The organism is Monashia sp. HAY1-2A (assembly GCF_056755315.1).
Window position 1 is genome coordinate 1 of the sequence record NZ_JBNDHY010000811.1, and the last position, 234, is coordinate 234.

1 pseudogene is annotated in these 234 nt (G+C 67.1%); it reads left to right on the forward strand.

Annotation, left to right across the window (positions count from 1 at the left end):
* Nucleotides 1–234 (forward strand): annotated as a pseudogene (locus tag ACPYOM_RS24020) (sugar ABC transporter permease); the annotation flags it as partial.

The window sequence follows — 234 nt, forward strand, 5'->3', positions numbered from 1 at the left end:
GTCGGTCGGCTCGTCGTGTGCCTTCGTCGGTGCGACTGTTGCACTGGCGATGGCGGAGTTCGACCTGCCGTGGCCGGCTGCCGTCCTGCTGGGGCTGGCGCTCGGGATCCTCTTCGGCATCTGGCAGTGCTTCTGGGTCGCCTACGTCGGCATCCCGGCCTTCATCGTCACGCTGGCCTGCATGCTGCTGTTCCGCGGCCTCTACCTCATCATCCTCACCGCCGAGTCGATCCC